Origin of the sequence: Nocardia nova, from assembly GCF_002933465.1 — a bacterium.
GTDB lineage: Bacteria > Actinomycetota > Actinomycetes > Mycobacteriales > Mycobacteriaceae > Nocardia > Nocardia nova_B.
In genome coordinates, this window is sequence record NZ_PSZE01000007.1 from 226,149 (window position 1) to 250,796 (window position 24,648).

General features: G+C 68.4%; 18 protein-coding genes and 1 riboswitch. Of the genes, 8 read left to right on the top strand and 10 right to left on the bottom strand.

Annotation, left to right across the window (positions count from 1 at the left end; translation table 11 throughout):
• Window positions 1-17 precede the first annotated feature (17 nt).
• A complete protein-coding gene (locus tag C5E41_RS11440; RefSeq protein ID WP_104375771.1) occupies window positions 18-3,422 on the bottom strand; it encodes a pyruvate carboxylase in 3,405 nt (1,134 codons plus the stop codon).
• A 212-nt stretch (window positions 3,423-3,634) separates the two neighbouring features.
• Window positions 3,635-3,851, top strand: a riboswitch (cobalamin riboswitch).
• A 133-nt stretch (window positions 3,852-3,984) separates the two neighbouring features.
• Here C5E41_RS11440 and metE point away from each other — a divergent pair.
• Both metE and C5E41_RS11450 read left to right on the top strand, forming a co-directional pair.
• Window positions 3,985-6,255, top strand: a complete 2,271-nt coding sequence (gene metE / locus C5E41_RS11445) for a 5-methyltetrahydropteroyltriglutamate--homocysteine S-methyltransferase (RefSeq protein WP_104375867.1) — start codon at window positions 3,985-3,987, stop codon at window positions 6,253-6,255.
• 358 nt (window positions 6,256-6,613) lie between these two features.
• The gene (locus C5E41_RS11450) at window positions 6,614-8,035 is read left to right on the top strand and encodes a short-chain fatty acyl-CoA regulator family protein (RefSeq protein WP_181063203.1); all 1,422 of its coding nucleotides are present in this window, start codon (window positions 6,614-6,616) and stop codon (window positions 8,033-8,035) included.
• Here C5E41_RS11450 and recG read toward each other — a convergent pair whose 3' ends face one another.
• Together recG and C5E41_RS11460 are read right to left on the bottom strand one after the other, a co-directional pair.
• Window positions 8,036-10,327 carry an ATP-dependent DNA helicase RecG gene (gene recG / locus C5E41_RS11455; protein WP_104375772.1) on the bottom strand — a complete coding sequence of 764 codons (2,292 nt, stop codon included), beginning with the start codon at window positions 10,325-10,327 and terminating at the stop codon, window positions 8,036-8,038.
• Window positions 10,328-12,328, bottom strand: a complete 2,001-nt coding sequence (locus tag C5E41_RS11460) for a DAK2 domain-containing protein (protein WP_258080903.1) — start codon at window positions 12,326-12,328, stop codon at window positions 10,328-10,330. It lies immediately after the preceding gene.
• 261 nt (window positions 12,329-12,589) lie between these two features.
• Between C5E41_RS11460 and rpmB the strand changes: the two genes are divergently transcribed.
• A complete protein-coding gene (gene rpmB / locus C5E41_RS11465; RefSeq protein WP_011210730.1) occupies window positions 12,590-12,781 on the top strand; it encodes a 50S ribosomal protein L28 in 192 nt (63 codons plus the stop codon).
• 97 nt (window positions 12,782-12,878) lie between these two features.
• Window positions 12,879-13,436 (top strand): GNAT family N-acetyltransferase, encoded by a 558-nt coding sequence (locus tag C5E41_RS11470; RefSeq protein ID WP_104375870.1) that lies wholly within the window; start codon window positions 12,879-12,881, stop codon window positions 13,434-13,436.
• Here C5E41_RS11470 and C5E41_RS11475 read toward each other — a convergent pair.
• The 3 genes from C5E41_RS11475 to C5E41_RS11485 form a co-directional block, all read right to left on the bottom strand.
• Entirely contained in the window at window positions 13,420-13,698 is a 279-nt protein-coding gene (locus C5E41_RS11475) for a hypothetical protein (RefSeq protein ID WP_104375773.1), read from the bottom strand. The two genes, C5E41_RS11470 and C5E41_RS11475, sit on opposite strands and share 17 nt — an antisense overlap.
• Window positions 13,699-13,736: 38 nt before the next feature.
• Window positions 13,737-14,414 (bottom strand): uracil-DNA glycosylase, encoded by a 678-nt coding sequence (locus C5E41_RS11480; protein WP_104375774.1) that lies wholly within the window; start codon window positions 14,412-14,414, stop codon window positions 13,737-13,739.
• Between the two features lie 74 nt (window positions 14,415-14,488).
• Window positions 14,489-15,478, bottom strand: coding sequence for a thiamine-phosphate kinase (locus tag C5E41_RS11485; protein ID WP_258080904.1), 990 nt, complete (start codon window positions 15,476-15,478; stop codon window positions 14,489-14,491).
• A gap of 424 nt (window positions 15,479-15,902) precedes the next feature.
• Between C5E41_RS11485 and C5E41_RS11490 the strand changes: the two genes are divergently transcribed.
• Window positions 15,903-16,481, top strand: a complete 579-nt coding sequence (locus C5E41_RS11490) for a DUF3515 domain-containing protein (RefSeq protein ID WP_439956537.1) — start codon at window positions 15,903-15,905, stop codon at window positions 16,479-16,481.
• A 235-nt stretch (window positions 16,482-16,716) separates the two neighbouring features.
• Here the strand turns inward: C5E41_RS11490 and C5E41_RS11495 are convergent, their stop codons facing one another.
• A complete protein-coding gene (locus C5E41_RS11495; protein WP_104375776.1) occupies window positions 16,717-17,835 on the bottom strand; it encodes a D-alanine--D-alanine ligase family protein in 1,119 nt (372 codons plus the stop codon).
• A gap of 34 nt (window positions 17,836-17,869) precedes the next feature.
• Window positions 17,870-18,865 carry an NAD(P)H-dependent glycerol-3-phosphate dehydrogenase gene (locus tag C5E41_RS11500; protein ID WP_104375777.1) on the bottom strand — a complete coding sequence of 332 codons (996 nt, stop codon included), beginning with the start codon at window positions 18,863-18,865 and terminating at the stop codon, window positions 17,870-17,872.
• A gap of 111 nt (window positions 18,866-18,976) precedes the next feature.
• Between C5E41_RS11500 and cofC the strand changes: the two genes are divergently transcribed.
• The 3 genes from cofC (at window position 18,977) to C5E41_RS11515 (ending at window position 23,108) form a co-directional block, all read left to right on the top strand.
• Window positions 18,977-19,774 (top strand): 2-phospho-L-lactate guanylyltransferase, encoded by a 798-nt coding sequence (gene cofC, locus C5E41_RS11505; RefSeq protein ID WP_104375778.1) that lies wholly within the window; start codon window positions 18,977-18,979, stop codon window positions 19,772-19,774.
• Between the two features lie 71 nt (window positions 19,775-19,845).
• Window positions 19,846-22,062 (top strand): RNA degradosome polyphosphate kinase, encoded by a 2,217-nt coding sequence (locus C5E41_RS11510; RefSeq protein ID WP_104375779.1) that lies wholly within the window; start codon window positions 19,846-19,848, stop codon window positions 22,060-22,062.
• 146 nt (window positions 22,063-22,208) lie between these two features.
• Window positions 22,209-23,108, top strand: a complete 900-nt coding sequence (locus C5E41_RS11515; protein ID WP_104375872.1) for an NUDIX hydrolase — start codon at window positions 22,209-22,211, stop codon at window positions 23,106-23,108.
• Between the two features lie 114 nt (window positions 23,109-23,222).
• Here C5E41_RS11515 and C5E41_RS11520 read toward each other — a convergent pair whose 3' ends face one another.
• Both C5E41_RS11520 and leuD read right to left on the bottom strand, forming a co-directional pair.
• Window positions 23,223-23,876, bottom strand: coding sequence for an HU family DNA-binding protein (locus C5E41_RS11520; RefSeq protein WP_104375780.1), 654 nt, complete (start codon window positions 23,874-23,876; stop codon window positions 23,223-23,225).
• 156 nt (window positions 23,877-24,032) lie between these two features.
• Entirely contained in the window at window positions 24,033-24,641 is a 609-nt protein-coding gene (gene leuD / locus C5E41_RS11525) for a 3-isopropylmalate dehydratase small subunit (protein ID WP_104375781.1), read from the bottom strand.
• Window positions 24,642-24,648 lie beyond the last annotated feature (7 nt).

Here is a 24,648-nt window from a genome sequence, read left to right on the forward strand (position 1 = left end):
GTGGCTGACCGGCATCGTCATTCGGCCGATGTCTCGTTCATGCGCAGTTCCACCAGCAGGTCGCCGCCTTCGACCTGCTGCACCGTGCCGATCGCGACCCGGGCGACGACGCCGGCGCGGGGTGCGGTGATGGCGGCTTCCATCTTCATGGCCTCGATGGTGCCGACCGTGTCGCCGGCGGCGACCGTGTCGCCCTCGCCGACGGTCAGCGTGACGACACCGGCGAAGGGTGCGGCGATGTGACCGGCGTTGTTCTTGTCGGCCTTCTCCGCCACCGGAACCTCGCTGGCGATCGAGCGGTCGCGCACCTGTACCGGACGCAGCTGCCCGTTGAGGATGCACATCACCGTCCGCATACCGCGCTCGTCCGGCTCCGAGATCGCCTCGAGGCCGATGAGCAGGGTGACGCCCTTCTCCAGTTCGACGCGGTGTTCCTCACCGTGGCGCAGACCATAGAAGAACTGGTTCGCAGACAAGCCGGTGGTGTCGCCGTACTTCTCCCGATGCGCCAGAAATTCCGCGGTGGGAGCGGGAAACAGCAACCGGTTCAACGTCTCTCGGCGCTGCTGGGACGAACCGTCCAGTGCCGCGGCGTCTTCGGCGGTCAGCGGCACTTCCGGCTTCGCCGGGCCGCGACCTTCGAGAGCGCGGCTGCGGAAGGGTTCGGGCCAGCCACCCGCCGGGGTGCCGAGTTCGCCACGCAGGAAACCGATAACCGAGTCCGGAATGTCGTAGCGCGCCGGGTCGGTGGCGAAATCCTCCACGTCCACCCCCGACCCGACCAGTGACAACGCGAGGTCACCGACCACCTTGGAGGACGGGGTGACCTTCACCAGCCGGCCCAGCAGCCGGTCGGCGGCCGCGTATTTCGCCTCGACCTCCTCGAACCGATCGCCCAGCCCGAGCGCGATGGCCTGCTGCCGCAGATTCGACAGCTGCCCGCCCGGAATCTCGTGGTGATATACCCGGCCCGTCGGCCCCGGCAACCCGGATTCGAAGGGCGCGTACACCTTTCGCAACGCCTCCCAATACGGCTCGAGGTCGCAGACCGCATCGAGGCGCAGCCCGGTGTCGTAGGGCGAATGCGCTGCCGCGGCGACGATCGCCGAGAGCGCGGGCTGGCTCGTGGTGCCGGCCATCGGCGCGCTCGCCCCGTCCACGGCGTCGGCGCCGGCCTGCCAGGCGGCCAGGTAGGTGGCGAGCTGGCCGCCCGGGGTGTCGTGGGTGTGCACGTGCACCGGCAGATCGAAGTTGCTGCGCAGCGCCGTCACCAGCGTGTGCGCCGCCGGCGCCCGCAACAGCCCGGCCATGTCCTTGATGCCGATCACGTGCGCGCCGGCCTCGACGATCTGCTCGGCGAGCTTCAGGTAGTAGTCGAGGGTGTAGAGGTTCTCGTCCGGATTCGACAGATCACCGGTGTAGGACATCGCGACCTCGGCCAGCGCGGTCCCGGTCTCACGTACCGCGTCGATCGCCGGCCGCATCTGATCCACATTGTTCAGCGCGTCGAAGATCCGGAAGATGTCGATACCCGTATCGGTGGCCTCGCGCACGAACGCCCGCGTCACCTGCTCCGGATACGGCGTGTAACCGACGGTGTTGCGCCCACGCAGCAACATCTGCAGACAGATGTTCGGAATCGCCTCCCGCAGCGCCGCCAGCCGCTCCCACGGGTCCTCGTACAGGAAGCGCAGCGCCACATCGTAGGTCGCGCCACCCCAGCATTCGACCGACAGCAGTTCCGGGGTCATCCGCGCCACGTGCCCAGCCACCGTCAGCAGACCGCGCGTGCGCACCCGCGTCGCGAGCAGCGACTGATGGGCATCACGGAACGTGGTGTCGGTGACGCCGACCGCGTCGCGCTCCCGCATCCACCGCGCGAACCCCTCGGGCCCCAGCTCCAGCAACCGCTGCCGGGTGCCGTCCGGCGGCGGCGCACTCAGATCGATCGCCGGCAGCTTGTCGTGCGGATATACCGCCGTCGGCCGCTCACCGTGCGGCTTGTTCACCGTCACATCCGCCAGATAGCGCAGAATGCGGGTTCCGCGGTCGGCCGAACCGCGCTGGGTCAGCAACTCCGGGCGCTCGTCGATGAACGAGGTGGTGATCCGTCCGGCCCGGAAATCCGGATCGTCGAGAACGGCCTGCAGGAACGGGATGTTGGTGGCCACGCCGCGGATGCGGAATTCCGCCACCGCGCGCCGGGCCCGCGCCACCGCCGCGCCGAAGTCGCGACCGCGACAGGTCAGCTTGACCAGCATGGAGTCGAAGTGGGCGCCGACCTCGGCGCCGAGATTCGCACCGCCGTCGAGCCGGATGCCACCGCCGCCGGGCGAGCGGTAGGCGGTGATGCGGCCGGTGTCGGGACGGAATCCGTTGGCCGGATCCTCGGTCGTGATCCGGCACTGCAGCGCGGCACCGTGAATCGACACGCTGTCCTGACTCAGCCCCAGATCCGCCAGCGACTCCCCGGACGCGATGCGCAACTGCGACTGCACCAGATCCACGTCGGTGATCTCCTCGGTCACCGTGTGCTCGACCTGGATCCGCGGGTTCATCTCGATGAACACGTGATGGCCGCGCTCGTCGAGCAGGAACTCCACGGTGCCCGCGCACGAGTACCCGATCTGGCGCGCGAACGCCACCGCGTCCGCGCACATACGTTCGCGCAGTGCGGGATCCAGATTCGGCGCGGGCGCCAGCTCGATCACCTTCTGATGCCGCCGCTGCAGCGAACAGTCGCGCTCGAACAGATGCATGACGTTGCCGTGCTGATCGGCCAGGATCTGTACCTCGATATGCCGCGGGTTGATCACGGCCTGCTCGAGGAAGACCGTCGCGTCCCCGAACGCCGATTCCGCCTCGCGCATCGCGGCCTCGATCGCCTCGCGCAGCTGCACCCGATCCGCCACCCGGCGCATACCGCGACCGCCACCGCCGGCGACCGCCTTCACGAACACCGGGAATTCCATCTCCTCCGATGCCCGCAGCAGCTCCTCGACATCGGCCGAGGGCGCGCTGGAGTTCAGCACCGGAAGCCCGGCCTCCTTCGCCGCCGCGATGGCCCGCGCCTTGTTACCGGTCAGTTCGAGCACCTCGGCCGAGGGGCCGATGAAGGTGATGCCCTCGGCCGCGCACGCCGCGGCGAGGTCCGGATTCTCCGACAGGAAGCCGTAGCCGGGGTAGACCGCATCGGCGCCGGCGGACTTGGCGGCGCTGATGATCTCGGGAATCGAGAGGTAGGCGCGCACCGGATGTCCGGGGACACCGATCTGGTACGACTCGTCGGCCTTGAGGCGATGCACCGAGTTGCGATCTTCGTAGGGGAAAACCGCCACGGTGCCGATGCCGAGTTCGTAAGCGGCACGGAAGGCACGGATGGCGATTTCCCCGCGGTTGGCGACCAGCACTTTGGAGAACATTCGATAAAGGTACCTGCCCGGCGAGCTGGGCCGAACAGTGAATACGGCTTCGCAGCCATCCTCACAAACCGGATCGGCGAGTCTGCGAAGTTGTGTTCTTCCAGCGAAAACATCTGCGGCTGGGCGGCCGGCGTTTCCTTGCCGATCGCGGTCGATTAGGCTCGGTAACGCAGCTGGTTCGCTGCCGTCGACGAGTTGGAGCCCCGAGCGTCGCGCGCAGCGTCGAAACCGGTCCTCGCGGGCCGGCGAGAGGGAACCCGGTGAGAATCCGGGACTGTCCCGCAGCGGTGAACAGGAACGACCGCCGTCATGAGCACTGGATCCCTTCCGGGAAGCGACGGCCAGTAGGCGACATCCGGGGCCCCTCCGGACCGGTCCGCACGACCGATGCCTGTGAGTCCGAAGACCTGCCGGTTGTGCCGGATACGCCGTATCCGGCGGTCACCGCCTCGTGGATCGGGCGGACGGACCCGTGGCACACCGGAAATCCGGTGCGGCAGTGTTTTTCGGGGCTTCGTCCGTCGTGCGGCGGTGATCTGTGGCTTCCAGTTTGGAGAACACCGTGACTGTCACAACGCATACTCGTTTCACCGCAACGGTTCTGGGCCTGCCGCGCATCGGGCCGCGGCGCGAACTCAAACGTGCCGTCGAAAGCTATTGGGCCGGACGGATCGACGCCGCCGAACTCGAACGCGTCGCCCGGCAGCTGCGCGCGCAGGGCTGGTCGGCAGCGCAGGCCGCCGGACTCGACGCGGTACCGGTGGGCACCTTCTCGTTCTACGACCAGATGCTCGATACCGCGGTCATGCTGGGCGCGCTGCCGCCGCGGGTGGCCGGCATCGGCGATCGGCTGGATCGCTATTTCGCGGCCGCGCGCGGCGCCGAGGGCAGCGAACCGCTGGAGATGACCAAATGGTTCGACACCAACTACCACTATCTGGTGCCGGAGATCGGCCCGGACACCCGATTCGCCCTCGACCCGTCGACCCTGTTGGGCGAGTTGCGCGAGGCGCGTGAGCTGGGCATTCCCGCGCGCCCGGTGGTGATCGGCCCGGTGACCTTCCTGGCCCTGTCCAAGGGTGTCGACGGCGTCGCGCCGATGGACCGGCTGGCCGAGCTGATCCCGCTCTACCGCGACCTGCTGGACCGACTTGCCGACGCGGGCGCCGTCTGGGTCCAGATCGACGAGCCGGCCCTGGTGTGCGACCTCTCCGAGGCCGAGCTCGACACCGTGCGCACCGCCTACGCCGAACTGAGCGCCGGGGACCGGCGGCCGAGCATCCTGGTGGCCACGTACTTCGGCTCCCCGGGCCCCGCACTGAGCGCCCTGGCCGCCACGCCGGTCGAGGGCGTGGCGCTGGATTTCCGTTCCGGCACTACCGTTTCCGAGGTCGCGGCGGTCCCCGCCCTGGCGGACAAGCTGGTGGTCGCCGGAGTGGTAGACGGCCGCAATATCTGGCGCACGGACCTGGAAGCGGCGCTGAGTGAGCTGGCGACCCTGCTGGGTTCGGTCGGCGCGCTGGCGGTCTCGACCTCGAGCTCGCTGCTACATGTGCCGTATTCGCTGGCCGCGGAGTCCGGCCTGGATCCGGTGCTGCGATCGTGGCTGGCGTTCGGCGCCGAGAAGATGGACGAGGTGCGGATATTGGCGCACGCGGTCGGTGCGGGCACCGTCGCGGTCGCCGCGGAGCTCGCCGCATCGCGCGCCGCGATCGAGAGCCGCCACCGCGATCCGCGCCTGCAGAACGCGGCTGTGCGGGCCCGGCTCGCCGGCCTCGGCGAGGATCGAGCGCGGCGGGCACCGGCGCGCCGCCGTCGCGAGCTGCAGAGCGCACAGCTGCGCCTGCCGCTGCTGCCCACAACCACGATCGGCTCCTTTCCGCAGACCACCGCGATCCGCACCGCCCGCGCCGAGCTGCGCGCCGGCGCGATCGACGACGCGCAGTATCGCGAGCGGATGCGCGCCGAGATCGCGGATGTGGTTGCGCTCCAGGAGAATCTGGGGCTCGACGTCCTCGTGCACGGTGAACCCGAGCGCAACGACATGGTCCAGTACTTCGCCGAACAACTCGATGGATTCGCCGCCACCGACAACGGCTGGGTGCAGTCCTACGGCACCCGCTGCGTGCGCCCGCCGATCCTCTACGGCGATGTCGTTCGCACCGGGCCGATGACCGTCGAGTGGATCACCTACGCCCAATCGCTGACCGGCAAGCCGGTCAAGGGCATGCTCACCGGCCCGGTCACGATACTGGCGTGGTCGTTCGTGCGCGACGATCAGCCGCTCGCCGAGACCGCGCGGCAGGTGGCGCTGGCCATTCGGGACGAGACGGTGGACTTGGAGGCCGCCGGAATCCGTATCGTCCAGGTCGACGAGCCCGCGCTGCGCGAGCTGCTGCCGCTGCGCCGCGGTGATCAGCAGCGGTACCTGGACTGGGCGGTGGGCGCGTTCCGCCTGGCCACCGCCGGGGTTCGCGACGACACCCAGATCCACACCCATCTGTGCTACTCGGAATTCGGCGAGATCATCGGCGCCATCGCGGCATTGGACGCCGATGTCACATCCGTGGAGGCGGCGCGCTCGCATATGGAGATCCTCGACGATCTCATCGCCGCCGGGTACGCGCTCGGTATCGGGCCCGGTGTCTACGACATCCACTCACCGCGGGTTCCGAGTGTGGCCGAGATCGAGAACTCACTGCGTGAAGCGATGAAAGCCGTTCCGGCGGAGCGGTTGTGGGTGAATCCGGACTGCGGCCTCAAGACCCGCGGCCGCGCCGAGGTGGAGGCGTCGCTGCGCAATATGGTCGAGGCGGCCGCGCTGGTGCGCTGATTCGGCCCGGTCGGCGACTCGCCGCATGCGGGTCGCCGACCGGCGGGACGGGCCGCGATCGCGACCGGTCGTCCGAATGCGAATCCCGTGCCGGGTCCGCGGGCGGCGCCGGCCGGTTGTCGCGGCGAATGCCGAAATCCCGCACTTGGCCCAGCAGCCTTTCCGGCAACCTTTTCCACTCGGTAGTTCACCACCCCCGAGCAGCGCTTCCGCTACCGTGCACCTACCGGATCCGGCCGCAACTTCGCACGCTACGCATCACCGAAGTTGATCAAAACTCCTTGCAACAGCAGATTTTTGTGCGTGCCGAGTAGCGAAATTGCAATGATTGCGAAGGCGGAAAGGTAGCATCTGCGGCGTGCGCAAGATGTATGCGGGTGCCCGGTTACGGCGGTTGCGCGAAGAACGACGGATGACCCAGGCCGCCCTGGCCAAGTCGTTGGAGCTTTCGCCCAGCTATCTCAATCAGCTGGAACGTGACCAGCGGCCTCTGACGATTCCCGTTCTCCTGAAACTCAATTCGACCTTCGATCTGGATGTGCAGTTCTTCGCCGCCGACTCCGACGCGCGGCTGGTCTCGGACCTGCACGAGGTGCTGGTGGAAGCGGCCGGCGGTACCGCCCCGCCGGCTGCGGAGGTCGAGGACCTCGCCACCCGCCTACCGGAGGTCGCCAAGACCATCGTCGCCATGCATCGCCGTCTGCGCGCCACCACCGATCAGCTCGATCTCTTGTCGTCGAAGGTCGCCACCCCCGCCGGTACGCCCGGCGTCCCGATGCCCTACGAGGATGTGCGCGACTTCTTCTACGACCACCACAACCACATTCCCCAGCTGGATCTGGCCGCTGAACGACTGTTCGACGAATGCGGTCTGACCATCGGATCCATCGATCGCCAACTGGCCCGCGTCGCCGAGGAGCGGGCCGGCGTCACTGTTCTGGTCCGCGGCGACGGCGCCGACCCGGCAATCCCGAAACGGCGCTACGACCCCGAGACCCGCACCCTGATCCTCGCGCGCCGGCTGCGCCCCGGTCAGCGGGCATTCCAGATCGCCACCACCCTCGCCTTCCTGCTGCACGGCGATCTGCTCGACGAGGTCCTCGACGCCACACCGTCGCTGGTCGGCGAATCGCGGGCCCTGGCCCGGGTCGGGCTGGCCAACTATTTCGCGGGTGCGGTGGTGCTGCCGTACGGCAAGTTCCTGCGCTCGGCCGAGGAACTGTCCTACGACATCGATCTGCTCTCGCTGCGATTCGAGGTCGGCTTCGAGACGGTCTGCCACCGGCTGAGCACCCTGCAGCGGCAGGGACAGCGCGGGGTGCCGTTCTTCTTCGTCCGCACCGACCGCGCGGGCAACATCTCGAAACGGCAGTCCGCCACCGCATTTCACTTCTCCAGGGTGGGCGGCAGCTGCCCGCTGTGGGTGGTGCACGAGGCGTTCTCACATCCCGGCCGGATCCTCACGCAGGTCGCGGCCATGCCGGACGGCCGGCGCTATCTGTGGATCGCGCGCACGACCTATCCCAGTCCGCATGGATTCGGCACCGCCACCAAGGAGTTCGCGGTCGGGCTGGGCTGCGATATCGAATACGCCGATCGGCTGGTGTACTCGCAAGGCCTGCAACTCGACGAACCCGCCGCCGCGGTGCCGATCGGCGCCGGATGCAAGGTGTGCGAGCGGCCCGCCTGTCCGCAGCGTGCGTTCCCACAGATCGGCCGCCCGCTGGCGGTCACCGAGAACTCCAGCGTCGATCTGCCGTATCCGCCCGCGATTCGGTGATCAGGACTTCGCCAGATATTCCAGCCGCTCGGAGTCGACGGCGGCATGCATCATATTTGCCAAGCCCGGATGGTCGGTCAGCCCCGGATCGGCGTCCACGACCTCCCGCGCCAGCACCTGGGCGGTGGTGATGACGTCGAGATCGTCGAGCAACGAGAGCAGTTTCAGGGAGCGCGCGGTACCCGACTGCGCGGAACCCAGCACATCGCCCTCCCGCCGCTGCCGCAGATCGAGCACCGACAGTTCGAAACCGTCGAGCGTGCCGGCCACCGCCTCCAGCCGCGCCATGGCCGTACCCATCGGCGAGGTTTCGGTGATGAGCAGGCACAGACCCGGATGCTTGCCACGGCCCACCCGGCCGCGCAGCTGATGCAGCTGGCTGACGCCGAACCGATCGGCGTCCACGATGACCATGACGGTCGCGTTGGGCACGTCGACGCCTACCTCGACGACCGTGGTGCAGACCAGCACGTCGATATCGCCGTCGTTGAACGAGCGCATCACGCGGTCTTTGTCGTCGGTCGGGAGCCGGCCGTGCAATAAGCCCAGACGCAGGTCGGCCAGCGGCCCGGTGCGCAGCGTGTCGAAGACGTCGATCGCGGCGTGGGTAGCCGGCGCCTCACCCGTGCCCTCGTCGGCTTGTTTCCGGCTCTTGCCTTTCGACTTGGCGCCCTTCTTCGGTGCGCCGTCGTCCTCCTCGTCGCCGATGCGGGAGCACACCACGTACGCCTGCCGGCCCGCCGCCACCTCCTCGCGGATCCGCTCCCAGGCGCGCTCGACCCACGCCGGTTTCATCCGGGCGGGCACCACCCGGGTGGTGATCGGTGAGCGCCCGCGCGGCAGCTCGGTCAGGGTGGAGGTTTCCAGATCACCGAGGGTGGTCATCGCGATGGTGCGTGGAATCGGCGTCGCGGTCATCACCAGCAGATGCGGGGTGATGCCGTCTTTCGCTTTGGCGCGCAAGGCATCTCGCTGCTCCACGCCGAATCGGTGCTGTTCGTCGACGATCACCATGCCCAGGTCGAAGAATTCGACCGCGTCCTGAATCAGCGCGTGCGTGCCGATCACGATGCCGGCCGTCCCGGTCACCACGTCCAGCAGTGCCGCCTTCTTCGCACTCGCCGACATCGAACCGGTCAGCAGCACCACCTTGGTGGCCCGGTCGGCGGCGCCCAGTTCGCCCGCCGCACCGAGATCGCCGAGCATGGACCGCAGCGACCGATAATGCTGGGCGGCAAGGACTTCCGTCGGCGCCAGTAGCGCACACTGCAGTCCGGCGTCGACCACCTGCAGCATCGCGTGCAGGGCGACGATGGTCTTACCGGAACCGACCTCACCCTGCAGCAGCCGATGCATGGGATGCGGGCGCGACAGGTCGCCGGAGATCTCGGCGATCACCTTGTTCTGGCCGGCCGTCAGCTCGAACGGCAGGCGCTGTTCGAATTCGGCGGCGATGCCGTCGGAGCGCGGCGGGCACGGCCGCGCGGTGCGCCCGGCCGCGTCGTGGCGGCGTTGGGCCAGTACCAGCTGCAGCGCCAGCGCCTCGTCGAAACGCAGCCGCTGCCGGGCCTGGTCGATATCGGATTTGTGTTCGGGCAGGTGGATCAGCCGCAGCGCATCCGAGACGGGCAGCAGTTCGTGGTCCTCGCGAAGATCCGCCGGCAACGGATCGTCGATCGGATCGAGTTGGTCGAGCACCTGCCGCACACACGCCAGGATGTCCCAGCTCTGCACCTTGGCGGTCGCCGGATATACCGGAATGTACTCCCGTTCGAAGAACGAGATATCCACTCCCCCGGCACCTTTCGCACTCTCCGCTAGTCCGCGCAGGGCGCCGCCGCCGCGGACGGAGGTGAGGCTGTCCACCGATTCGGCGGTCTCGGGCAGGATCAGATACGAGGGATGCGACAGATTCCAGCGATCCGGCCGCCACCAGTGCACGGTGCCCGACATCATGGCCCGGACACCCTGTTTGACAAGGTAACTCACCTTGTCACCGTTGAAGAAGGTGATCTCCACCGGTTTCGCGGAGCCGGTGTCCAGTTCCACCTTGAGCAGTTTGCCGCGGCGCTGCCGCATCGGCCGCAGTTCGGTCTTTCTCACCCGGCCCACCACCGTGATGTGGGCGCCCTCCTCGGGGGCCTCCTCGGTGAGCGGCTGCCCCTGGGTGGCGTAGCGCAGCGGATAGTGGCGCAGCAGATCCTCGACGATATGCATATCGAAGGCGTCGGCCAGCGGTTCGGCCGCCTTCACCCCCAGCACGTGATCGAGCCGGTCGCTCAGTGTCGCCATCTACTCCACCCCGATCTGGACCAGGTCCACAGCCTGTCCGCCGTCGTAGGTGACGACCTCGACGCCGGGAAATTCCGTGGTGATATGTGTGGTGAGCTCGTCGGCCAATCCGGCGGGCGCCTGCGCGCCCAGCAGCAGCGTCACCAGTTCCCCGCCTAGCCCGAGCATGCGATCGAGCAGGGTGCGGGCGGCCCGGCGCAGGTCCGGATCGATGACGACCACGTCGTGACCGACCAGGCCGAGACCGTCGCCCCGTTCGCACGTGCCGACCATGGTCAGCGCGCGTTCGGTGGCGACGCGCACCGCGCCCCACCGGGTACTGGCTGCCGATTGCGACATCGTCAGCGCATCGTCGACGGCCAGGCTGCCGCTGTCGTGCAGGGCGAGGGCCGCCAGCCCCTGCACCATGGAGCCGCTGGGCAACATCATCACCTCGCGCCACCCGTCCCGGGCGGCCATACCGATCGCCACCAGCTCCGGCGCGGGCAGCGCCCCGTTAGGCAGCACCAGCACCTCCCGCTGCGGCATCGCGCGAATGGTGGCCAGCAGCCGGTCGGCGGTCACCGCACCGGTGAGCACGACCGCCCCGGAGTCCTCGAACAACCGCACCGCCCCGGCGCCGGTGGCGATCGCGAGAATGCCTCGATCGGACTGTCCTTGCGCGGCAACGGACGTGCCGAACAACCCCTCGATCCGGATGTTGCCGAGGGCGCCGGCGGCGAGGCCCGCCTCCACCGCGGCACCGGCATCGGCGCAATGCACGTGCGCCGACCAGCTGCCCTCGCCGTCGCCTACGACGACCACCGAATCTCCGAGCGCGGCAAGGGCGCGACGCAGCCGGTCGATACGCGCCGGATCGGTCTCGCCGATCCGGTACATGACCTCGTACTGCGGCACGCTCGGCCGATTCCGCCGGCCGGACTCCTCACCGGCGCGCCGGACCGCCTCCGTGCCGGATTCACTCGGCGGCGAGATCACCGGCAGCACAGCATCTTTCGTTTGCGACCGGGTACTCGTGAGGTGCGCGCGATCGAAGCGCGCCGGTACCCCGCGACTCGCGACGGAACCGTCGCCGGCGAGCGCATCCGGCCGGGCGCCCTCGGGACGCTTCGGCGAATCCGCCTGCGCCGCGGTGTCGTTCGCCCGCCCGGTGGGTGAGTCGTCACGGGGAGCATCGCGTCGCATCGGCCCGGCGGCCCGCCGCGCAGGGGCGGAATCGGTCACCCGGTAGACCGGACGGGCGGGCGCGCTCCCGGTGCACACCTCCACCAGGGCGTCCAGCAGTACCAGCAGCCCGCGCGCCCCGGCATCGACCACACCGGCCGCACGCAACACGACCAGTTGCGACGGTGTCTCACCGAGCGCCTTCACCGCGCCGTCGGCGGCGGCGACGGCCACCGCCGCGACCGCCGCCTCCGCACAGTCCTCGGCGCGGTCCGCGGCCGCCTCCAGCACGGTGAGCATGGTGCCCTCGACCGGTTCGCTCAGCGATTCCCGGACCAGTACCGCCGCCCGGCGCAACGCGTTACGCAGCGTGGCCGCGGTGAGACCGTCGCGATCGGCGGATTCGGCCAGCCCCCGCAGGACCTGCGACAGGATGATGCCCGAATTCCCGCACGCCGCGGCGGTCGCGGCCCGGGCCATGGCTCCGAGCAGACCGGCGGCATCGTCAGGCAGATCGGCCGGGTCGGGCGCATCGGCGGCGGGCACATCGGCGGCGGGTACATCAGCGGCGGGCACATCGGCGGCGCCGGGTATCTCCGTCGCGGCGAGCGCGGCGCGCATGGTGATGAGTAGATTGGTTCCGGTGTCGGAATCGGCCACCGGGAAGACGTTCAGCGCGTTGATCTCCTCGCGATGGGCGAGCAGGTGTTCCACACACAGCGCACCCCATTGCCGCAGTGCGGCCGCATCGAGCCTCTCCCGGACCCCGCGCACGTCACCGTCCTTCCCGCCACCGCGATCACACCGTCGAATCCGCCAGCCAGGGTAGTCGTCCACACCGACAGCCTCGACACGCGAAGCCCGGTACGGACGGGGATCCGGCGGCGAAGACGAGGCGGCCGCGGATCGGTGCGCGCGGCGAGCCCCGGGGCGATTGGACATCGAATACGACCGGCCGCTACTCTTGCAGGGTTGCCTCACGCGGCCGCTGCCCGGTCGCGTTGACCGGCGGTAGCGCTGGTAGGCATTGAGGATAAAGTTTCCGGACAGGCTGTCTCCCCGACAGCGGTCCCCCATGACATGAAGGAGCTCGCGACTATGGCTGCCGTCTGCGACGTCTGCGCCAAGGGCCCCGGCTTCGGTAAGTCGGTTTCGCACTCGCACCGGCGCACCAACCGTCGCTGGAACCCGAACATCCAGACCGTTCGTGCGCAGGTTGCCCCCGGCAACACCCGCCGCATGAACGTCTGCACCTCCTGCCTGAAGGCCGGAAAGGTTGTTCGCGGCTGAGCTGCGTAGACATCTTCAACGCCCCGGCGCACCCACAGGGTGACCGGGGCGTTGTCATGTGGTCACTCGGCGTCATATGGTCACCCGGTGCGACGCGATGGTGAACCCGCACCGTCCACGGATCGCGTCGGCGTCCACCGAATACGCCCGTGACCTGGCGATCTGCCATATCGAATCGTGGCGTGAGGCCTACCGCGGCCTGGTGCCCGACCACGTGCTCGCCGCCTTCGACGTCGACCGCCGCACCGCCCGGTGGGCCGCGCTCATCGACTCGATCGACGAGAGCGCGACGACCGATCGAACGGCCCACACCATCGTGCTGGCCGTCGACGACACCCGCGCCCCCGGCGACCGCGTCCTCGGATTCGCACACGCCGGCCCGCCTCGCGACGAACCGCGCGTCGCCGATCGGGAACTGTATGCGCTCTATGTCCGGGCCGACCGATATGGCACCGGAGTCGCACAGGAATTGCTGCGTGCGATTCTCCTCCCCGACACCGACACCGTGCTATGGGTGTTCGAGGAGAATCCACGCGCCCGGAATTTCTATCGAAAGTTCGGATTCGCCGCCGACGAGGCCCGCCGAATCGAACCGTTCTCCCTGGCGAGCGAGATCCGGATGATCGCCCGCCGCCCGGTTACCGGGCGCCGTTGAAGCAGTCGAGTCCGCCCTGTGCGCTGATGCTCTGGAAGATGCACAGACCGCGCGCATTGACGTTGGACGACAGCGACGACGAACCCGTCTGCGGATCCCACAGGGCCAGCACCGGTCCCGCGTGCTGAGTGGTGGTGACCTCTTCCTGCGGGGTGGCCGGCTCCAGCGGCAGGCCGGCGGCCTGCGCTATCGCGGGTGCGCCGAGGACCGCCGCACCGGCGGCGACGGCGACTACGGCACCGCGCACGGATGTGATCTGCATGCATCTGCTCCTGTTTCGCTCGAACTGTTACGCCGCGGTCAGGGCAAGCGCCAATCGACCGGGGCGGCCCCCAATGTACCGAGCAATTCGTTGGTGCGGGAGAAAGGCCTCGAACCGAAGAAACCGCGCGAGGCCGACAGCGGTGAGGGATGGGCGGATTCGATGATCGGGACATCGCCGAGCATCGGCTTCAACGTCGAGGCGTCGCGGCCCCACAGAATCGCCACCAGCGGCTGCTCGCGGGCCACGAGCGCGCGAATTGCCTGCTCGGTCACCGCTTCCCAGCCCTTGCCCCGATGCGATGCGGGCCGGCCGGGCGAGACCGTCAGCACTCGGTTCAGCAGCAGCACACCCTGATCCGACCACGGCGAGAGGTCACCGCACGACGGAGTCGGATGGCCGAGATCGCGCGAATATTCGGAGAAGATGTTGGCCAGGCTGCGCGGTACCGGCGAAACATCCGGCGCCACCGAGAAACTCAAGCCCATCGCATGACCGGGGGTCGGATACGGGTCCTGTCCGACGATCAGCACGCGCACCTTGTCGAAGGGGCGGGTGAAGGCGCGTAAGACGTTCTCTCCCTTGGGGAAGTATCCGCGTCCGGCGGCATTTTCCGCCCGCAGGAACTCGCCCATCTCGGTGATCCGGTCGGTCACCGGTTCCAATGCCTCGGCCCAGCCCGTATCGATGATCTGCGGCAGTGGTTTCGCGCCCATGTCGGGAAAAGATAGTCGCCGCGGCTCGGCGTCGTCACGCCACCCACCCGGCGTCGCGTCATCGGGCCGCACCGTTATTCACCCCCTCCGAACGACTCCCAGCCCAGCGGCCCCGACCACCGCGCTCCGTCGACGAAAACGCCGGAGCCGGTGCACACCCGGCCGATCGTCCGCCAGCCCGGCGGGATCGCGGTGCCGGCCCCGAAGGTGGCGACGAAGGCATGATCCTCACCGCCGGTGAGCACCCAGCCGAGCGGGTCGGCGTGCAGCGCGTCCGCGACCGGCGACAGCGCCGGATCCGCCACGGCCGCCGAGTCGACATCGACCGCCACACCGGAGGATTCGGCGATATGAGACAGATCCGCGAGCAGTCCGTCGGAGACATCGGTCATCGCGGTGATCTCCGTGGCGTCCGGCAGCTCCAGCACGGCCGAATACGGCGGCCGCGGAACCCGGTGGGCGGCAATCACATCGGCGAATCGCTCGGCGCCGGCAGCACCGGCCGACAGGGCCGCCAATCCGGCCGCCGACCAACCGAGCCGGCCGGCGACCGCGACGATATCGCCGTCGCGCGCCCCTGAGCGCAGCACTGCCCGACCTCGCGGATCACCGAACGCGGTCACCGAGATCACCACCTGGGGGCTGCGCACCACATCGCCCCCGGCGATCGATGCCCCGGCCCGCCGCGCCTCCACCCACATACCGTCGACCAACCCGTCGACGAACGTCACCGCCGTCTCGGCGGGACAGCCCAGCGCCACCACGAACGCGCTGGGCGCGGCACCCATCGCGACCACGTCGGCGGCGTTCTGCGCGATCGCCTTGGCCCCGATGTCCTCCGGACGCGACCAGTCCAGCCGGAAATGCCGATCCTGCACGAGCATGTCCGTGCTGACCACGTATCGCCCGGCCGGGGCCGCCACCACCGCCGCATCGTCCCCGGGCCCCAGCTCGACGCCGCCACCGAACGAACGCCCGGCGTTCATCCGTTCGATCAGTGCGAATTCGCCCAGGTCGCGCACGGTGCGCGGGCCGTTCTCGGTGATGTCGCTCTCCTTCTCCACACCCGGTCATGTCACCGGGGACACCACACTCCGACGCTACCCTGTGCCTGGGCAGCGGCACCGGCCCGCATCGGGGCGAGGTTGCCGAGACCGCGACGCAGCGGGTCCGGTTCGTCGGAGGTCGGCATCGGCCGGACGCCGCGGTATCGCGCCGGCGGCCGTTCGATACCCTCGAACACGCATTTGCGGACAATCAGCCAGGCGCGACGCCCTGCCCGGCACGAGTGGAGACGAATCCCGGATGAGTAGCGAGACGGACCGGCCGACGGCGGACACTCCGCAGCCCGACCGACCGGAGTCCGCGCCCGGCCTTCCGGCCGCGGCCGACCGCACGGACGCGGATGCGGCCGAGTCTTCCGAGTCGCAGTCGGCCGAGTCCGAGCCCACCGAGCGCGGCGATTCCGACCGCGACGCCTCGTCGGACATCGAGACCGCCGCCGAGCAGGCCTCCGACGACTCCGGCCCGCAACTGCATCCAGCGCTGATCGCGACCGCCGTCGCACTTCCGGTAGCGCTGATTGTCGTCGTCCTCGTCATCGCGGCCATGTCCCGACAATCCGCCGGTCGCGAGCCGCTGGCGCTGGGTTCGGTACCGGCGCCCGCCGCGTCGAGCCAGGATTGCACCACCCTGCTGGCCGCACTGCCGGCGTCACTCGGCGACGACTACACCACCTCCGAACTCGCCCAACCGGCTCCGCCCGCGACCGCGGCCTGGCAGTTGCCGGGCGGCGGTGATCCGATCGTGCTGCGCTGCGGCCTGGACCGGCCACTGGAATTCAACACGGCGTCCGCCCTGCAGGTGGTCAACGGCGTGAACTGGTTCGAGGTGCGCGATCAGACCAGCGGCGTGACCTCGGGCACCTGGTACGCGGTGGACCGCGGCACCTATATCGCCGTGACCATGCCTGCCAAGGCGGGTCCCTCTCCGCTGCAGGAGATTTCGAATACGATCGTCAAGACCGTGCCGGCGAAGCCACTCGATCCGAACCCTGTTCCGAACTGAAAGCCGTTGCCGCACAGGACGGCCGGGACGCCGCCGGCGGCGCCCCGGATCAGGCGCGAGGCAGGCGGGCCCGGCCGGTGCTCAGATCTATCTCCGCCTCACCGGGAGTCCCGTCCCCTGGACTCTCCCGGTGCATGGGAATTCGGCGAAGGCGACCGCGATGATCAGCAGCGCCAACCCGGGCAGAGTCATCGCGAGCATCACCCCAGCCAGATTACGCGGGCCGCGCCGCCGCTCAGCGCAGTCCGGTGCCCCGGCTCAGTGCCGTCTCGATCAAGGTGGTGATCAGGGTGCGATTGTCGATTCCGGTGGCATCCCACATGCGCGGATACATGGAGATGGAGGTGAATCCGGGCAAGGTGTTGATCTCGTTGATCACCGGTCCGGATTCGGTGACGAAGAAGTCGACCCGAGCCAGACCCTGGCAGTCCAGCGCCCGGAACGCCCGCACCGAGAGCTCCCGGATCTGTTGCGACATATCGTCGTCCAGCTTGGCCGGAATATCGAACTCGCACACATCGTCGAGGTACTTGGTGTCGAAATCGTAGAATTGCGGTGCGCCGGAAGCGGTTTCGCTCTCGGTAACGTCGTCGCCCGGCATGCGGATTTCGGCGATCACGCTGGCCTGCACCCGGCCGTCCGGGAATTCCAGTACCCCGCACTCGACTTCGCGGCCGACGATGGCGGCTTCCACGATCACCTTCGGATCGTGCAGGCGGGCCGCGGCGATCGCCGAATCGAGATCGATCCAGTCCTCCACCTTGGTGATGCCGATCGAGGAACCCCCGCGCGCGGGTTTGACGAACACGGGCAGGCCGAGCCGGTCCCGGTCGGCCTCGCTCACGGTATCGGTACCGGGGCGCAGCACCACCTGCGTGCCGACCGGAAGTCCTTCCGCGGCAAGCAGTTTCTTGGTGAACTCCTTGTCCATGCCGGTGGCGCTGGCCAGCACGCCGGGGCCCACGTAGGGCACACCCGCCAGCTCCAGCAGCCCCTGCAGGGTGCCGTCCTCACCCCACGGCCCGTGCAGTACCGGGAACACCACGTCGACCACGCCGAGCACCGCTTCGGCGCCGTCGAGCGCGACCAGGGCGCCTGAGCGGCTCGGATCGGCGGCCAGGGTCAGCACGGTGCCGGTCGAGTCGACCGTGGGCAGGGCGCGTTCGCGGATGGCGAGTGCGCGCGCATCGGCGCCGCTGAGGACCCAGGCGCCCTCGCGGGTGATGCCGATGGGCACCGCTTCGTAGCGTTCGGGATCCAGGTTGGTCAGCACCATGCCGGCCGAAACGCACGACACCGCGTGCTCGTTGCTGCGGCCACCGAACACCACCGCAACCCTGATCCGGTTTGTCATAGTCCGAACCGTACCCCGGCCGGACCGAAATGATTCATTCCGGTTTGATCCGCCGACCGAGTAATTGCCCGACGGCATCGGAAACCGAGAGCCCCTCATGACAGACCTGGTGCACCGCGGTGGTCAGCGGCATCTCCACATGGTGGGTCTCGGCCAGCGCGCGGATCGAGGTACAGGACTTCACGCCCTCCGCGACCTGCCCGTGCGTCGCGTCCTGCGCGGCCCGCATCGACCCGCCCGCACCCAGCACATGGCCGAAGGACCGGTTACGCGACAGCGGCGAGGTGCAGGTTGCCACCAGATCGCCCACCCCGGCCAGACCCGCGAACGTGACCGGATTCGCACCCAGGGCCACACCCAGTCGAATGATCTCGGCGAGCCCGCGGGTGATGAGACTGGCGACGGAATTGTCGCCCAGTCCCATGCCCGCGGCGATCCCGCAGGCCAGCGCGATCACGTTCTTGCACGCGCCGCCGATCTCGCAGCCGATCACGTCGGTGTTGGTGTAGGGCCGGAAATAGCCGGTGGCGCAGGAATGCTGCACCGCCTCCGCACGGGCGGCATCGGAGCAGGCGACCACGGAGGCGGCCGGCTGTTCGGCGGCGATCTCGCGGGCCAGATTCGGGCCCGACAGCACCGCGATGCGCCCGGGATCCGCACCGGTCACCTCCGCGATGACCTCGCTCATCCGCATCAGGGTTCCGGTTTCGATGCCCTTGGCCAGACTCAGCAGCGTCGCGTCGGAGCGGATGGCCGCGCGCCACTGCGCGAGATTGGGACGCAAGGACTGGGACGGGACCGCCAGCACGACGATGTCCGCGGCGTCGAGGGCCACCCGGAAATCGTCGGTCGCCGCGATCCCGTCGAGCCACACGTCGGGCAGATAGCCAGGGTTACGGTGCTCGGTCGCCACGGCCTTCGCGATCTCGGACCGTCGCGCCCACATCGTGACCTCGGTACCCGCGTCGTTGAGCACTTTCGCGAATGCGGTACCCCAGGATCCCGCACCCATCACTGCCGCCCTCGTCATCGTTTCAATATGCCACTCGCCGCCGCGCGAGTATCCGGTACTCGGGGTTCGCGTGTTCGATGGGTCACTGCTCGCAGCCTGCGGCCACCCGGGACGTGCGACCATGAACGCATGCGTCCGGATGCCGTCCACGCCGTGATCGCGGTCAAGCACCTCGACCGAGCCAAGAGCCGACTCGCCGACCGATTGCCGGCCGGTGAACGCTCGCGGCTGGTGCTGGCCATGCTGTCGGATACGGTCGCCGCTGCCCTGGCCGCCGGACTGGGCTCGGTCACAGTGGTGACACCCGACCAGCGCGTCGCGACGGTCGTGCGCGAGCTCGGTGCGACGGTCCATCCGGACCCGTCCGCGACAGCCCTCGCCGGTACGCCGGCGCCCACCGATCCCGCACGGCCTCTCGCGGACACCGACGGCCTGAACACCGCATTGGCATCCGCCGCCGCGGCCGTGCGCGAGCGCCACGGCGCCGTCGATCTGCTTGCGCTGCAGGCCGATCTGCCGGCCGTGCACCCCGAGGAGCTGCGGTCGATGCTCGCCGCCGCACCGGCCACCGGTCGCTCCGTGATCGTCGACCACACCGGCCGGGGCACCGCGGCCCTGCTCGTCCGCACGGCGGCCCACACCCACGCGCCGGATTCGCTCGCACTGTCCGCGGCGGCCGATTCCGCGCCCCTGATGCCCCGCTTCGGAGCTGATTCCGCGCGCCGGCACCGGGAATCGGGTGCGGTCGACGTGGCCGGCCACTGGCCAGGTCTGCGCCTGGACGTCGACACCGCCGAGGATCTCGACCGCGCGCTGTCGCTCGGCGTCGGCACGGCCACCGCGGCGCTGGTGCGCGACATCGGCTGGCCGGTAGGTGTTCACGAGAACCTCATACGGAGGTGCGCCGCACCGTCACATGTGTGCTAGATGATCGCCAGGCCTCTATGAGAGGGCGCACAACGGTGGTGTCGGGCACGACGCCACCCGAGCCGTAAGGAATGATCGTGAGCGTGAGCGAAACGGAGACCGTCCCGCAACAGCCCCGGCTACCGGCGGCCCCGCCGGCGGCCACGCCACCGCCCACCCCGGCCGCCGCGGCACAGTTGCCCGCCGATCGCTACCTCAACCGAGAACTGAGCTGGCTGGATTTCAACGCCCGCGTGCTGGCCCTGGCCGAGGATCCCTCGGAACCGCTCTTGGAACGCGCGAAATTCCTCGCCATCTTCTCCTCGAATCTCGACGAGTTCTACATGGTGCGGGTGGCCGGCCTCAAACGCCGCGCCGAGGCCGGACTCTCGGTCCGCTCCGCCGACGGCCTGTCCCCCACCGAACAGCTCACCCTCATCGCCGAGCGCACCCAGGAACTGGCCGGGCGGCATGCCCGGGTCTTCCTCGACCATGTGCGCCCGGCGCTGGCCGACGACGGTATCGCCATCATCGGCTGGGCGGATCTGGACGACGACGAACGCCGCCGGCTGTCGGGGTACTTCCTCGACCAGGTGTTCCCGGTGCTGACCCCGCTCGCCGTCGATCCCGCCCATCCCTTCCCCTACATCAGCGGCCTGAGTTTGAATCTGGCTGTCACGGTGAAGGATTCCGAGACCGGCGGTGAGCATTTCGCCCGCGTGAAGGTGCCCGACAACGTCGACCGCTTCGTCCGGGTGCGTCGCACCCGCACCGAAACCTCCGGGGGGCGTCGCGATTCCGATGCCGCCGCACTGACCCAGCTGGCCGCATTCCTGCCGATGGAAGATCTGATCGCCGCCCACCTCGATCAGCTGTTCCCGGGAATGGAAGTGGTGGAACACCATTCGTTCCGCATCACGCGCAACGCCGACTTCGAGGTCGACGAGGACCGCGACGAGGACCTGCTGCAGGCACTCGAGCGGGAACTGGCCCGGCGCCGCTTCGGATCTCCGGTGCGCCTGGAAGTTTCCGACGATATGACCGAGCACATGCTCGAGTTGCTGCTGCGTGAACTCGACGTCGACCCGGGCGATGTGATCCAGGTGCCCGGCCTGCTCGACCTGTCGTGCCTGTGGCAGGTCTACGGCGTCGACCGGCCGCTGCTCAAGGCCGCGCCGTACGTTCCGGCCACCCCGCCCGCATTCGGTGAAAGAGAAACGCCGAGAAACGTTTTCGCCGCGCTGCGCGAGGGCGATGTGCTGGTGCACCACCCCTACGATTCGTTCTCCACCAGTGTGCAGCGCTTCATCGAACAGGCCGCGGCCGATCCGCAGGTGCTGGCCATCAAACAGACGCTCTACCGCACTTCCGGCGACTCACCCATCGTCAACGCGCTGATCGACGCCGCGGAGGCGGGTAAGCAGGTCGTCGCGCTGGTCGAGATCAAGGCCCGATTCGACGAACAGGCCAACATCAAATGGGCGCGCGCACTGGAACAGGCGGGCGTGCACGTGGTCTACGGCCTCATCGGCCTGAAGACGCACTGCAAGACCTGTCTGGTGGTGCGCCGCGAGGGCGCCACCATCCGCCGCTACTGCCATATCGGGACCGGCAACTACAACCCGAAGACCGCGCGGCTCTACGAGGACGTCGGACTCCTCACGGCGGCACCGGAGATCGGCGCCGACCTGACCGACCTGTTCAACTCGCTGACCGGCTATTCGCGAAAGGCCAACTACCGCAACCTGTTGGTCGCGCCGAGCAGCGTGCGCTCGGGCATCGTGGAGCGGATCCGGCGCGAAACGGAACTGGCCGCCCAGGGCGTCCCGGCCCGTATTCGCCTCAAGGCCAACGCCATCGTCGATGAGCAGATCATCGACGCGCTCTATCGCGCGTCACAGGCCGGGGTTCCGGTGCAGATCGTGGTGCGCGGCATCTGCGGGCTACGGCCCGGGGTGCCCGGGATGAGCGACAACATCGAGGTGCGCTCGATTCTCGGCCGGTTCCTGGAACATTCGCGCATCCTGCATTTCCAGGCCCAGGACGAGTACTGGATCGGCAGCGCCGACATGATGCACCGCAATCTCGACCGGCGCGTGGAGGTCATGGCGCAGGTGAAGGATCCGAAGCTGCGCGAGCGGCTGGCGGTGGTGTTCGATTCCGCACTCGATGCCGCGACCCGGTGCTGGGTGCTGCAGGCCGACGGCAGCTGGGCGGCCCAGCCGAGTGCCGACGCCGAGGGCCGCGGCGTGCAGGTGCGCGACCATCAGGAATTCCTCATGCGACTGCGGAGGCCGGACCAGCAGTGAAATCCTCGGCGACACGAGATTTCGATCGATCGCCGGAGGACGGCGACACCGCCCTCGATCGCCTCGGCGACGCCGGTGGTTCGATCAGCGACGACGAGGCGGGTACAGGTGACGGCAGCTCGGGCGACACCATCTCGGATCCGCGGGTGACCGCCAACATCATCGCCGCCGGCGCCGTGGTGTGGCGGCGGCCTCGCAGCGGCGGTCCGGTCGAGGTCGCCCTCGTGCACCGGCCGAAATACGACGATTGGTCGCTGCCCAAAGGAAAGCTCGACCCGGGCGAAACCGCAATGGTCGCGGCCGTACGCGAAGTCACCGAAGAAACCGGCCTGAACTGCCGTCTGGGCCGCTATCTCGGTCGGGTCACATATCCGGTACCCGGACATCGCAAACTCAAGCGTGTCGACTATTGGGCGGCCACACCCGTCGGCGGCGAGTTCGTCACGAATGCTGAAGTCGACCAGCTGCGGTGGCATCGGGTGGACCGGGTGATGGACCAACTCTCCTACCCGATGGATCGCCGAATCATCCGCAATTTCCTGCGTGTGCCGCCCGATACCGCGACCCTGGTGCTGGTGCGGCATGCGAAAGCGGGCCGCCGCGACCGATTCACCGGCCCCGACGACGAACGGCCACTGGAAAAGGCCGGTCGCGCACAGGTCGAGGTGCTGACGCCGAATCTGCTCGCCTTCGGGCCGGGAGCGGTCCATTCGGCGCCTCCGCTGCGCTGTGTGCAGACCGTCGCGCCGGTCGCCGAGGCCCTCGGCCTCGATATCACCCGCGAGCCGCTGCTGTCGGAAAGCGGTTATGCCGCAGCGCCGCAGGCCGGTGTGGCTCGGCTGCGGGAACTGGTCTCCCCCGACGTCGTTCCGCTCGTGTGCAGTCAGGGCAAGGTCATTCCGGATCTGCTGCAATGCTGGGCGGACGACGACGGTCTCACCCTGCCGCCGGCCCGAAACCGCAAGGGCAGCGTATGGGTGCTGTCGATCGCCGACGGACGGCTGGTCGCCGCCGATCATCTCGATCGGTCCCTGCGTACCCACTGAATCCGAGAACACACGGTCGAGCCCGACAACGCATCGAACCCGACAACGCATCGAACTCGAAAACGCAATGACCCCGGACCGAACGGACCGGGGTCATTGTCGTCGCGTCACTTGCTATCGCCGCGTGGTGCGCTTGGTTGCCGTGCGCTTGGCAGCGGTCTTCTTGGCAGGCGCCTTCTTGGCCGCGGTCTTCGCCGCGGTCGTCTTCTTGGCCGCGGTCTTCTTGGCTGTCGCCTTGGTGGCCGTGGTCTTCTTGGCCGGAGCCTTCTTGGCCGCAGCCGTCTTCTTCGCCGTGGTCACCTTCTTCGCAGGCGCCTTCGCGGCCGTCTTCTTGGCGGTCGTCTTCTTGGCCGGGGCCGCCTTCTTCGCCGCGGTCTTCTTGGCGGCGGTCTTCTTGGCCGTGGTCTTCTTGGCGGCGGTCTTCTTCGCCGCACCCGACACCGGCGCTGCCACACCGCGTTTCACGGCCGGGCCGGCCGCCGCGATCTTCTGCTTGCCCGAGATGATCGCTTTGAACTGCGCACCCGGGCGGAACGCGGGCACCGAAGTGGGCTTCACCTTCACCGTCTCGCCGGTTCGGGGATTACGCGCCACCCGGGCCGCCCGCTTGCGCTGTTCGAATACACCGAATCCGGTGATTGTGACGCTCTGACCCTTGTTCACCGCACGCACGATCGTGTCGACAATGTGCTCGACTGCCGCAGTGGCCGTGCGCCTGTCAGTACCCAACTTCTCGGTCAGAACATCGATCAGTTCCGCCTTGTTCATTGAATCCTCCGCAGACTAATGGCCCGTCGTCGGACCGACTAGGTACCACGGTAAACCCTGAATGGGCAAGAGTCTATGTGCCACGCCAAATTTCATGTGGCGTGGCACACGCGCAGCAACCTCGATTGGTTGCTCTCAGCTAACACTCGAGACAGTTCAGTCCCGTGAAATAGCCGCTGGAATGGTGGTCGGTTTCCAAGACGGCCTTGCCTTTTCGAACTGCTCGATGGCCTCTTCCTGCCGAAGTGTCAGTCCGATGTCGTCCAGACCTTCCAGCAGCCGCCACCGGGTGTAGTCGTCAATATCGAAGGGCAACACGGTGGTTCCAGCGGTCACAGTGCGGGCCTCGAGATCGACGATCAATTCCAGGCCGGGATGTTCTTCGATCAACTTCCAGAGCAATTCGACATCATGTTGTGACATCTGCGCGGCCACCAAGCCACCCTTACCGGCGTTGCCCCGGAAGATGTCGGCGAAGCGGGAAGAGATCACCACCCGGAAGCCGTAGTCCATCAATGCCCAAACCGCATGCTCTCGCGACGATCCCGTACCGAAATCCGGTCCGGCGACCAACACACTTCCCCGGTCGAACGGGGTGGTGTTCAAAATGAAGCCCGGATCCGAACGCCAGGCGGCGAACAGACCGTCCTCGAATCCCGTTCGGGTCACCCGTTTCAGATAGACCGCCGGGATGATCTGGTCGGTATCGACATTCGACCGGCGCAACGGCACGCCGATCCCCTTGTGCACCTTGAACGGTTCCATAGTTGCT

Bases quoted from the DNA above. Each gene is read 5' to 3' on its own strand.
- C5E41_RS11440 (WP_104375771.1), bottom strand. From the start codon at position 3,422: ATGTTCTCCAAAGTGCTGGTCGCCAACCGCGGGGAAATCGCCATCCGT.
- recG (WP_104375772.1), bottom strand. From the start codon at position 10,327: ATGGCGACACTGAGCGACCGGCTCGATCACGTGCTGGGGGTGAAGGCG.
- rpmB (WP_011210730.1), top strand. From the start codon at position 12,590: ATGGCTGCCGTCTGCGACGTCTGCGCCAAGGGCCCCGGCTTCGGTAAG.
- C5E41_RS11470 (WP_104375870.1), top strand. From the start codon at position 12,879: ATGGTGAACCCGCACCGTCCACGGATCGCGTCGGCGTCCACCGAATAC.
- C5E41_RS11475 (WP_104375773.1), bottom strand. From the start codon at position 13,698: ATGCAGATCACATCCGTGCGCGGTGCCGTAGTCGCCGTCGCCGCCGGT.
- C5E41_RS11480 (WP_104375774.1), bottom strand. From the start codon at position 14,414: ATGGGCGCGAAACCACTGCCGCAGATCATCGATACGGGCTGGGCCGAG.
- C5E41_RS11495 (WP_104375776.1), bottom strand. From the start codon at position 17,835: ATGACAAACCGGATCAGGGTTGCGGTGGTGTTCGGTGGCCGCAGCAAC.
- C5E41_RS11500 (WP_104375777.1), bottom strand. From the start codon at position 18,865: ATGACGAGGGCGGCAGTGATGGGTGCGGGATCCTGGGGTACCGCATTC.
- cofC (WP_104375778.1), top strand. From the start codon at position 18,977: ATGCGTCCGGATGCCGTCCACGCCGTGATCGCGGTCAAGCACCTCGAC.
- C5E41_RS11510 (WP_104375779.1), top strand. From the start codon at position 19,846: ATGATCGTGAGCGTGAGCGAAACGGAGACCGTCCCGCAACAGCCCCGG.
- C5E41_RS11520 (WP_104375780.1), bottom strand. From the start codon at position 23,876: ATGAACAAGGCGGAACTGATCGATGTTCTGACCGAGAAGTTGGGTACT.
- leuD (WP_104375781.1), bottom strand. From the start codon at position 24,641: ATGGAACCGTTCAAGGTGCACAAGGGGATCGGCGTGCCGTTGCGCCGG.